Source organism: Dokdonella sp., from assembly GCF_036518555.1.
Taxonomy (GTDB): Bacteria; Pseudomonadota; Gammaproteobacteria; order Xanthomonadales; family Rhodanobacteraceae; genus Dokdonella_A.
In genome coordinates this window covers 1-10,505 of record NZ_DATDMY010000097.1, presented here as the reverse complement: position 1 = coordinate 10,505, position 10,505 = coordinate 1, and the positions used below count along the sequence as shown (strand labels likewise).

The following is a 10,505-nucleotide window of genomic DNA, read 5'->3' as shown; positions in this document are numbered from 1 at the left end:
ACCCTCACCCAGCCCTCTCCCGCAAGCGGGAGAGGGGAAAGTGGCCCGCAGGGATGCGGGACGAACACGCACGGACGCGAGTCGGTTCACGCGAAAGAAGCCGCGCCCACTCTCGAACAACAATGCGGGCACCGCAGGAGCACCCTCACCCAGCCCTCTCCCGCAAGCGGGAGAGGGGAAAGCGATGCGCAGGGATGCGGGACGAACACACAGGGATGCGGGTCGGTTATCGCGACAGAAGCTTTGCCATGCCTGTTGAAGGGGCAACCAAGAACAACGCATCACCGAAGCACAAGCGTCCTCACCCAACGCTCTCCCGCAAGCGGGACAGCGAACGCCGCTCGGAGCGTCACGTGCGTAGCGAACGCGACCCGGAACCCTTCACCGGCGCCGCACGGGCGCTCACGTACTCCGCCAGATGCTGCCCCGTGATCGTCGACCGCGCCGCGACGAGCTCCGCGGGCGTCCCCTCGAACACGACGCGCCCGCCGTCGTGCCCCGCGCCGGGCCCGAGGTCGATGATCCAGTCCGCGTGCGCCATCACCGCCTGGTGATGCTCGATCACGATCACCGACTTGCCCGCGTCGACGAGGCGGTCGAGCAGCGCGAGCAGGTGCGCGACGTCGGCGAGGTGCAGGCCGCTGGTCGGTTCGTCGAGCACGATCGTGGCGCCTTTTCCGCCGAGGTGCGTCGCAAGCTTGAGGCGTTGGCGCTCGCCGCCCGAGAGCGTCGTGAGTGGCTGGCCGAGGCTGAGGTAACCGAGGCCGACATCGGCGAGGCGATCGAGGATCGCGTGCGCCGCGGGCACGTGCGCCGCGGGCACGTGCGCCTTGCCGGTGCCGAAGAACGCCTGCGCTTCGCTGACCGGCATCGCGAGCACTTCGCTGATGTCCTTGCCACCGAGCGTGTACTTCAGCACGTCGGCCTGGAAGCGCTTGCCGTTGCATGCCTCGCACACGCTCGCGACGCCGGCCATCATCGCGAGGTCGGTGTAGACGACGCCCGCGCCGTTGCATTCGGGGCACGCGCCCTCGGAGTTCGCGCTGAACAGCGCGGGCTTGACGCCGTTCGCCTTCGCGAACGCGTTGCGGATCGGATCGAGCAGGCCCGTGTACGTCGCCGGGTTGCTGCGCCGCGAACCGCCGATCGCGCCTTGGTCGACCATGACGACGCCGTCGCGGCCGGCCAGCGAGCCGTGGATCAGCGAACTCTTGCCCGAGCCCGCGACGCCCGTGATGGCCACGAGCACGCCGAGCGGAATGTCGACGTTGATCTTCCTGAGGTTGTGCGTGCTCGCGCCGCGCACCGCGAGCTTGCCGGTCGGCGTGCGCACGCTCGCCTTGAGCGCCGCGCGATCGTCGAGGTGGCGCCCGGTCACCGTGCCGCTCGCGCGCAAGCCGTCGACGTCGCCTTCGAAGCACACGCGGCCGCCGCCGGAGCCCGCACCGGGGCCGAGGTCGACGACGTGGTCGGCGATCGCGATCACCTCGGGTTTGTGCTCGACCACGAGCACTGTGTTGCCCTTGTCGCGCAGTTGCAGCAGCAGCGCGTTCATGCGCGCGATGTCGTGCGGGTGCAGGCCGATCGTCGGTTCGTCGAACACGTAGGTGACGTCGGTCAGCGACGAGCCGAGGTGGCGGATCATCTTCACGCGCTGCGCCTCGCCACCCGACAGCGTGCCCGACGCGCGATCGAGCGCGAGGTAACCGAGGCCGATGTCGACGAAGGAGTCGAGCGTGCGCGCGAGCGCGTCGAGCAACGGCGCGACCGACGGTTCCTTCAGCCCGCGCACCCACGCCGCGAGGTCGCTCACCTGCATCGCGCACGCATCCGCGATGTTGAGCTTGCCGATGCGCGCCGTCCGCGCATGCTCGGCGAGGCGCGTGCCGCCGCAGTCGGGACAGGTCTGGAACGTGACCGCGCGCTCGACGAACGCGCGCACGTGCGGCTGCATCGATTCGACGTCCTTGGACAGCATCGACTTCTGGATCTTCGGGATCAGGCCCTCGTAGGTGAGGTTGATGCCGTCGACCTTGATCTTGGTCGGCTCCTTGTGGAGCAGGTCGTGCAGTTCCTTCTTCGAGTACTTCGCGATCGGCTTGTCCGGATCGAAGTAGCCGCAGCCGAGGAAGATGCGACCGAACCAGCCGTCCATGCTGTAGCCGGGGATCGTGAGGGCGCCTTCGGCGAGCGACTTGCGCGCGTCGTAGAGCTGCGCGAGATCGATGTCGCTGACCGCGCCGCGCCCTTCGCAGCGCGGGCACATGCCGCCGAGCCGGTTGAAGGTTTCCTTCACCGTCTTCGTGCGGCTGCCGCGCTCGACCGTGATCGCACCCGCGGCGCGCACCGACGGCACGTTGAACGCGAACGCGCCCGGCGGCCCGACGTGCGGCTTCGCGAGGCGGCTGAACAGGATGCGCAGCATCGCGTTCGCGTCCGTCGCGGTGCCGACGGTCGAGCGCGGGTCGCCGCCCATGCGCTCCTGGTCGACGACGATCGCGGTCGTGAGCCCGTCGAGCACGTCGACGTCGGGCCGCGCGAGCGTCGGCATGAAGCCCTGCACGAACGCGCTGTAGGTTTCGTTGATGAGCCGTTGCGACTCGGCCGCGATCGTGCCGAACACGAGCGAACTCTTGCCCGAGCCCGACACGCCCGTGAACACGGTCAGCCGGCGCTTCGGGATCTCGACGCTGACGTCCTTGAGGTTGTTCACGCGCGCGCCGTGCACGCGGATCACGTCGTGGCGATCGGCGGCGGTCGCCGCGTTCGATGCGGTCGGTGCGGGTTTCCGTGCGGGCTTGCTCATCGGGGGGTCGTGTCCGGGTCCAGGGGATCGGGATTGCTTGGGATCGTAGGGTGGGATGCCGCGGCACGACAACGCGCGTTCGTACGGGGCGCGCCACCGCGAGTCCCGCGCGTGCGATCGCGTGCGGGCGAAGATCCACGACGCACGCCTCGCGCCGCCGTTCGCCTCTCCCGCTCGCGGGAGAGGCCGACGCGCGCCGCGCGGCGGGTGAGGGCGCGCGAAGCGCAGTGCTCCGTTTGCCCTCACCCCAACCCTCTCCCGCAAGCGGGAGAGGGGGAACAGCGACGTCACGCCAGCTGCTGGATGCGGATCATGTTGCCGGCCGGATCGCGCACCGCGCAGTCGCGCACACCGTACGGCTGGTCGGTCGGTTCCTGCACGATCTCGATGTCCTTGCCTTGCAGCTGCTCGAAATCGCCGTCGAGGTCCTTGGTCGCGAACAGCACGATGCCGAACGTGCCTTTCGCCATCATCTCGGCGATCGTGCGGCGCTCGTCGTCGGTGATGCCGGGGCTCGCGTCGGGCGGGTAGAGCACGATCGACGTCGCGGGCTGGCCCTTCGGCCCGATCGTGATCCAGCGCTTGCCGCCGTAGCCGACGTCGTTGCGCACCTCGAAACCGAGCTTGTCGCGGTAGAACGCGAGCGACGCTTCGGGGTCGTTGTGCGGGAGGAAGCTCGCGTGGATCTGGATGTTCATGGCAGGTCACTCGTCGGTGGTGGAGGCCGTGATGCTAGGCGGCTCACGAAACCGGCGCTTCTCGATTCCTGACCGGTCGCGTCACCTGCTTCTCGACGCACGAGGGAATCCCGGGCGCCGCGGCCTCGGCCTGTTGCGCGCGATACGCGCTCGGCGGCATGCCGACGAGCTCGGCGAAGCGCGTGCTGAACGTGCCGAGCGAGGCGCAGCCGACCGCGAAGCACGCGTCGGTCACGCTCGCGCCACCGCGCAGCAGCGCCATCGCGCGCTCGATGCGCCGGGTCATGAGATAGGAGTAGGGCGACTCGCCGTAGGCGAGCTTGAACTGCCGGCTGAGGTGCCCCGCCGACATGTGCACGCCGCTCGCGAGCGCCTCGACGTCGAGCGGCTGCGCGTAATCGCGATCGATGCGGTCGCGCACGCGGCGCAGGCGCGCGAGGTCGCGCAGGTGCGTCGCGTGTGCGGTGCGGTGGCTCATCGTGCGAGCCTGCCATGCCCGCGCAGGGCGCTCAAGCGCAAGGCGTGCGCGTTCGATCCGACGGCGCAGGATGGGCGCAGCAGCGCGCACGCGCATGGGCCTGCGAGGCGGACGCCCGCGCGTCCCACCGCACACGTCGACGCGCACGTCGCCAAAGGGCGTAGGGTGGGACGCCGCGGCACGTGAACGCGCGTGCCTGCGAGGCGTGCCACCGCGAGTCCCACCGCGTAGGTCGTCGCGCTTCGCTAAAGAACCTGACAGCGCCGACCCGCGCGGCGATGGTCCACTGCACCCCTCGACATCGCCTCGCTTGCGGCCACGCGCCCCGCGCGTGTCACCCCAGAGCGCGGCGAATGCGCCACACTGCATCGCTCACGAAAGGAACCTCCATGAACACATCCACCACCGATTCCGCCGCCAAGGCCACCGCGTTCCACGCGCTGCACGTGCGCGGCCGCCCGTTCGTGCTGCTCAACGCGTGGGACGCGGGCAGCGCCGCCGCGGTCGCCGCGGGCGGTGCGCCCGCGATCGCGACCGGCAGCTGGTCGGTCGCGGCCGCGCACGGGGTCGGTGACGGCGAGCAGCTGCCGCTCGACCTCGTCATCGACAACGCGCGCCGCATCGCGCGAGCGGTCGCGCTGCCGGTCAGCATCGACCTCGAAAGCGGCTACGGCGCGACGCCCGACGCGGTCGCCGCGACGATCGCGCGCGTGATCGATGCCGGTGCGATCGGCTGCAACCTCGAGGACAGCGAACCCGCCGACGGATCGTTGCGCGACGTCGCCGTGCAGGTCGCGCGCATCCGCGCCGCGCGCGCGGCCGCCGACGCCGCGTTGCCGCGCTTCTTCATCAACCTGCGCACCGACGTGTTCTTCCGCAAGGGCGCGCCGCACGATGCCGCCGCGGTGGAGCTCGCGCTCGAGCGCGCACGCGCCTACGCGGACGCGGGCGCCGACGGCCTGTTCGCACCCGGCCTCGCCGATGCCGCGCTCATCGAGCGCCTCGCCACCGACTCGCCGCTGCCGCTCAACATCATGGCGACGTCCGCTACGCCGCCGCTCGACGTGCTCGCACGCTGCGGCGTCGCGCGCGTGAGCCACGGCCCCGGCCCGTACGCACAGGCGATGCAGGCGCTGCAGGCGCAGGCGCGCGAGGTGTATGCGGCGAGGTCCGCATAAGGCACGTCGAGCGCGCGGCGCGAGGACCGCCGCCCCGCCCGCGCGTTCGCATCCATGATCACGCGGCGGCACCCGCTTGGCGCGTGCCGCCCGCCGGACAGGGCGGTCTGGTATCGTCCTCGCACGCTCGTCCAGGTGGTGATCGCGATGACGACGTCTCCCGGTGTCGTGACGTATCGCTCCTCGTTCGGCGTGGCCGCGACACTCGATCGCCTCGCCGATCTCGCGCAGGCGAAGGGCCTCACGGTGTTCGCGCGTATCGATTTTGCGCGCGATGCGCATGCATCCGGCATGACGCTGCGCAACGAGCAACTGCTCGTCTTCGGCCATCCGAAGGCGGGCACGCCGCTGCTGCAGGCCGCGCCCGGCGTCGGCCTCGACCTGCCGTTGAAGGCGCTCGCCTACGAGGACGCGGACGGCGTGACATGGGTCGCGATCAATGCGCCGTCGTACATCGTCGCGCGTCACGGGGTACCGGCGGAACTCGAGGCGAACATCGCCGGCGCGGTCGCACTGGTCGAAGCGGCGGCCGGCATCGAGCGTGCGCGGACTGCGTCGTGAGCGACCGGTCGCGCGGATCCGCGTCGCCCTCCGGCCGCATCGTCGGCCCCGGCAACGGTGGGAGTACCGCGGTCGTTTCGCGAACGATGCAAGCCATCGTCGCGAACCCCGGTCTCGACGGCCTGCGCACACCGGCGCGCGCGCCCGGGCGTCGCGGCGGGATCGCTGCGATCACCGGCACCCGCCGCGTCGGCCGCCGCGAGCACCGAATGAGCAGGACCGAATGAGGAGGACACCCATGTCGATGTGGAGACGCTCATCGATGGTCGCCGCGGCGCTGGCCGTCGGCGTTGCCGCCGGACGCTTCGTCGGCGCGGGCGGCGACGAGAAGGCGTTCCTCGACGCGAACGCGGCGGCGATGGACGCGATGATGGCCGGCATGGCGATCCATCCGAGCGGCGACGTCGACGCGGACTTCGCCGCGATGATGATCCCGCACCACGAAGGCGCGATCGCGATGGCGAAAGCGGAACTGCAATACGGCGCGAACGAACGGCTGCGGCGCATCGCGCAGGAAATCATCGTGGAACAGCAGCAGGAAATCGCCGCGATGCGCCTCGCGCTCGCACCGGCGCCGACGACGAACGGGGCCGCCGCCCCACCGGGAGCACGACCATGAGCCGCATGCACGTCACCCCGTTCCTCGGCCTGGTGTTCGCAGGCTCGGCCTGGGCCGGCCAGGCGCCGCTGGCGGCGTCGGCGAAGGACATCGCCGTCAGTGCGCACGATCGCGTCTACGCGGCCGAGCAGTTCTCCAACACGGTGTCGGTCATCGACCCCAGCACGAACCGCACGCTCGGCGCGATCCGCCTCGGCGATCCCGCGCCCGGCAACCTGAGCCCGCTCTATCGCGGCCAGCTGCTCGTGCACGGGATGGGCTTCTCGCCCGACGCGAAGACGCTCGCGGTCGTCTCGATCGGCAGCAATTCGGTGACCTTCATCGACACCGCGACCAATGCCGTCAAACACACCACCTACGTCGGCCGCTCGCCGCACGAGGCGTTCTACACGCCGGACGGTTCGGAGGTGTGGGTCACGGTGCGCGGCGAGGACTACATCAGCGTGATCGATCCGGCGACGTTCGAGGAGCGCCGGCGCATCACGGTGCCGAACGGGCCCGGCATGCAGATCTTTTCGCCCGACGGCCGGTACGGTTACGTGTGTTCGTCGTTCACGCCGGAGACGGTCGTCATCGAGGTGAAGTCGCATGCGATCGTCGGTCGCGTGAAGCAGGAGAGTCCGTTCTGCCCCGATCTCGCGGCGACGCCCGACGGCAAGCAGGTGTGGTTCACGCTCAAGGATGTCGGCAAGGTGCAGGTGTTCGACGCGCGGCCGCCGTTCGCGCCGATCCGCACGCTCGACACGGGGCCGATCACCAACCACGTCAATTTCGCGGTGACGCCGAAAGGCTCGTTCGCGTACGTGACCGTCGGCGGCCTGAACCAGGTCAAGGTGTTCAGGACCGACGACGTCTCGCAGGTCGCGACGATCGCGGTCGGTGCATTGCCGCACGGCATCTGGCCGTCCGGCGACGGTACGCGCATGTACGTCGGCCTCGAGAATGCGGACGCGGTCGCCGCGATCGATACCGCGACCCAGGCCGTGGTCGCCACGATTCCCGCAGGCCAGGCGGCGCAGGCGCTCGTCTACGTGCCGAACGCGGTGCCCGACGGCGACGGCCTGCAGAACCTCGTGCCGCCGAAGAGCATCGCGTCGGGTGTACACCTCGCGCTGTCCGCGCCGGGCGAAAAGACCGCGGCGACCTCGGTCGCGCTGTTCGACCAGGGCCTGATCCAGGTGCTGCAGGCCGCGGTCACGGGGCTCAAGCCGAAGCAGCCGTACACGCTCGCGCTGAGCACGCAGCGCGAACGCGCCGACGCCCTGCAGCCGCTCGCGCATTTCACGACCAACCCGGCCGGCGCGGCGATCGTCAACATGCTCGGTCCGATCCGCCAGGTGGTGAAGGCGGATGCGGCCCCGGCGCGTCGTTACCTCGTGATCGTCGCGGGCGACGCGGCGAATGCGGGAGAGCTCGTGCAGATCCAGCAGGCCGATCGCTGACGCTCGTTGCGCTGATCGCAGCGCGGTATGTCGAAGGTGGAGCGGCGGCACGTGCCTTGCGCGTGCCTACGAAGCCGAACGATGCTTTTGATCTCGTGGGCATCGCGTAGGGCGGGTCGAGCGCGCGGCGCGAGTCCCGCCGCCGCCCCGCGCGCGATCCGCGCACATGGCCAAAGCGGCGGCACGCGCTGTGCGCGTACCGCCCTACGGGAGCGGCGGACGCCGCGATGCTCTCCCTTCGCATCGGTGCAACCCAGCGATGTGAGAGCATGCAGCGATGAGCGCCTTCCGCATCGACCCGCTCCTGCGCACCGACACCGTCGTCGTCTCGGACACGGTCTGCGACGGCAGCGGCGAACACGCAGCCGATGCGACGTGGCACGCGCATGCGCACCTCGTGTTCCCGTACCGCGGCCTGTGGGTGCGTCACGACGGCGATGAACTCGCGGTCGCCGAAGCGGGCCAGGTGCTGCTCGCGAACGCGCGCACGCACTACCGCACGCACCATCCGGTGCAGGGCGGCGACGCGAGCCTCGTCGTGCAGGTGGAAGAGGCGATGCTGCGCGAACTCGCGCCGCCGTCGCTGTTGCGCGAGGGCGACGCGTTCGCGTTCGCCGAGCAGCGCCTTCGCCTCGACGCGCGCGCCTCCGCGCTCGTCGCGATGCTGCGCCACTCGTTGCGCGAGGCGATCGCCGAACCGCTCGAAGCGGAGAGCCTCGCGCTCACGCTGGTCACGCGCGCGCTCGGTCCGCGCACCGCGCGCGTCGCCGGGTCCACCGCGGGGCGCCAGCGCCTCGCCGATCGCACCAAGCTCGTGCTCGCGAGCGACCTGTCGCGGCGCTGGACGCTCGCCGAGATCGCCGCGGAGATCGGCGTCTCGCCGGTGTACCTCACGCAGGTGTTCCAGCAGGTCGAAGGCCTGCCGCTGTACCGCTACCAGCTGCGCCTGCGCCTCGCGCGCGCGCTCGACCGCATCGGCGACATCGACGACCTCGCCCGCCTCGGCATCGAGCTCGGCTTCTCGAGCCACAGCCATTTCAGCGCGGCGTTCCAGCAGGCGTACGGGCGATCGCCGTCGGAATTCCGCGACGCGGTGATCGCGCGCAGGCAGCGCAGGGGCTGACCCGCGGGCATGCGCGCACGTTCGCGCAGGGCCCTGCTGCCGCGCCGCGATCGCCGCGCAGCGCGGTCACCTCTCCCGCTTGCCGGAGAGGTCGCGCCGCAGGCGCGGGTGAGGGGAGTCGGAGCGCTGCGATTCGCGCGGCGCGTGCGATGCTGCGCTCCGCGTGCCCTCACCCCAACCCTCTCCCGCAAGCGCGAGAGGGGGTCGATCGCTCTGCGTCATTGCCGCGGCCGCGCATCGTCGCTAAAGATTCCGACAGCACCACGCCTCCGGCCGGCGCACACTGTGTCCACATTCACCGACAGGAGCCCGCCATGACCCAGAAGACCTGCGCCGCCTGCGATTGCCCGCTCGACGACACCGTGATCAACGTGAAGCTCGGCGGGCGCACCGTCGAAGTGTGTTGCGAGGAGTGCGCGACCAAGCTCAAGGAAGTCTACGTCTCGGCGTCGACGAAGGAGTAGGCCGACACCGCGCGGCCATCGGAGTCGCCGCTCACAGGAGCGCCTCGTGACCGCGTCGTAGGAGCCCACCCTGTGGGCGACCGCAGCCCCACGGCCGTCCCGACGCCGCGGTCGCGCACAGGGTGCGCTTCTACGACAGCGACGCCCGACCCACCCGACGCCGATCCGGGTGCGCTGATAGCTTTCGGCGCCGGAATCCGTTTGGAACGAATGGCCTGATCGACGGCCGTTCCCGGAACCGCGTGCATGTCATTACGTTTCCCCTTGTTTTCCCTGGCCTTATCCCTCGCTGCCGCGAGCGGCAGCGCCGGCGCCGCGCCCGGCGGCTTACCCGACCCGACCTTCGGCGACGCCGGCTTCGCCTGGCTCGCGCTCGACGGCGTCGAAGGCCACCAACTGCGGTCCGGCGCATCGCTGGTCTTGCCGGACGGCTCGCTGCTGTTCGGCGGCTCGCGCAACCTGCTCATCCAGGGCAACCCCGACCCGCACATGCGCGCGATGCTCGCGCGCCTGCACGCCGACGGCACGCCCGACGACACCTTCAACACGAACCCCGCATTGCCCGGCATCCGCGTGATGGACGACCTCGTGACGGGCACCGCGGTGCAGCAGATCGAGGCGCTCGCGCGGCTCGACGACGGCACCCTGCTCGCCGCCGGCAGCGCGCAGATCTTCGGCCCGAAGACGTGCTTCGTGATCCGCCTCGACGCGAACGGCGCACGCGACATGACCTTCGCGGGCGGCACGGGCCTCGCCTCGATCCCGCGCGCGCAGTGCCACGCGATGGTCGTCGATGCCAACGGCGGCATCGTCGTCGCGGGCGAGCGCTCGGCGCCCACCACGTTGAACGAGGCGTTCCTCGCGCGCTTCGACGCCGACGGCGTGCTCGACACGCGCTTCGGCACCGACGGCTTCGCCGCGCTCGCCGCGGTCAACGCGGACGAATCGGGTTACCTCGGCACGCTCGCGATCGGCAGCGACGGCTCGCTCGTCGCGGGCGGTGCGTACGAGGTGTACGGCCCCGGGCTCGGCACGGACTTCTCGCTCGCGCGCTTCACCGCGGGCGGCCAGCCGGATACGGCCTTCAACGGCACCGGCTGGCGCGCGTTCCACGCCGCAGGCGACGCGTCGACGTT

Annotated in this window: 10 protein-coding genes; 7 read left to right on the top strand and 3 right to left on the bottom strand. The window is 70.7% G+C overall.

The genetic code is table 11. The features are described from left to right. Positions 1–349: 349 nt before the first annotated feature. From VI238_RS06195 to VI238_RS06185, 3 genes are all read right to left on the bottom strand, one after another. On the bottom strand, positions 350–2,806 hold the full coding sequence (locus VI238_RS06195; RefSeq protein WP_331649553.1) for an excinuclease ABC subunit UvrA: 2,457 nt from the start codon (positions 2,804–2,806) through the stop codon (positions 350–352). A 287-nt stretch (positions 2,807–3,093) separates the two neighbouring features. Next, positions 3,094–3,504, bottom strand: coding sequence for a VOC family protein (locus VI238_RS06190; protein ID WP_331649551.1), 411 nt, complete (start codon positions 3,502–3,504; stop codon positions 3,094–3,096). Positions 3,505–3,547: 43 nt separating this feature from the next. Next, positions 3,548–3,982, bottom strand: a complete 435-nt coding sequence (locus VI238_RS06185) for a helix-turn-helix transcriptional regulator (RefSeq protein WP_331649549.1) — start codon at positions 3,980–3,982, stop codon at positions 3,548–3,550. Between the two features lie 389 nt (positions 3,983–4,371). Here VI238_RS06185 and VI238_RS06180 point away from each other — a divergent pair, with 389 nt between their 5' ends. The 7 genes from VI238_RS06180 to VI238_RS06150 all read left to right on the top strand — a co-directional run. After that, complete coding sequence (locus tag VI238_RS06180; protein WP_331649547.1) at positions 4,372–5,160, top strand: isocitrate lyase/phosphoenolpyruvate mutase family protein; 789 nt, start codon at positions 4,372–4,374, stop codon at positions 5,158–5,160. A gap of 147 nt (positions 5,161–5,307) precedes the next feature. Then, a complete protein-coding gene (locus VI238_RS06175; RefSeq protein WP_331649545.1) occupies positions 5,308–5,721 on the top strand; it encodes a DUF302 domain-containing protein in 414 nt (137 codons plus the stop codon). 238 nt (positions 5,722–5,959) lie between these two features. After that, positions 5,960–6,340, top strand: coding sequence for a DUF305 domain-containing protein (locus VI238_RS06170; protein WP_331649543.1), 381 nt, complete (start codon positions 5,960–5,962; stop codon positions 6,338–6,340). Continuing rightward, positions 6,337–7,782: a beta-propeller fold lactonase family protein gene (locus tag VI238_RS06165; protein ID WP_331649541.1), complete on the top strand. Its 1,446-nt coding sequence runs from the start codon at positions 6,337–6,339 to the stop codon at positions 7,780–7,782. Before VI238_RS06170 ends, VI238_RS06165 begins: the two co-directional genes overlap by 4 nt. 277 nt (positions 7,783–8,059) lie before the next feature. Further along, on the top strand, positions 8,060–8,905 hold the full coding sequence (locus tag VI238_RS06160; RefSeq protein WP_331649539.1) for a helix-turn-helix transcriptional regulator: 846 nt from the start codon (positions 8,060–8,062) through the stop codon (positions 8,903–8,905). A gap of 314 nt (positions 8,906–9,219) precedes the next feature. Continuing rightward, positions 9,220–9,369, top strand: coding sequence for a hypothetical protein (locus tag VI238_RS06155; RefSeq protein ID WP_331649537.1), 150 nt, complete (start codon positions 9,220–9,222; stop codon positions 9,367–9,369). 246 nt (positions 9,370–9,615) lie between these two features. Beyond that, positions 9,616–10,505: hypothetical protein (locus VI238_RS06150; RefSeq protein ID WP_331649535.1), on the top strand; the 890-nt coding region annotated here is incomplete at its 3' end.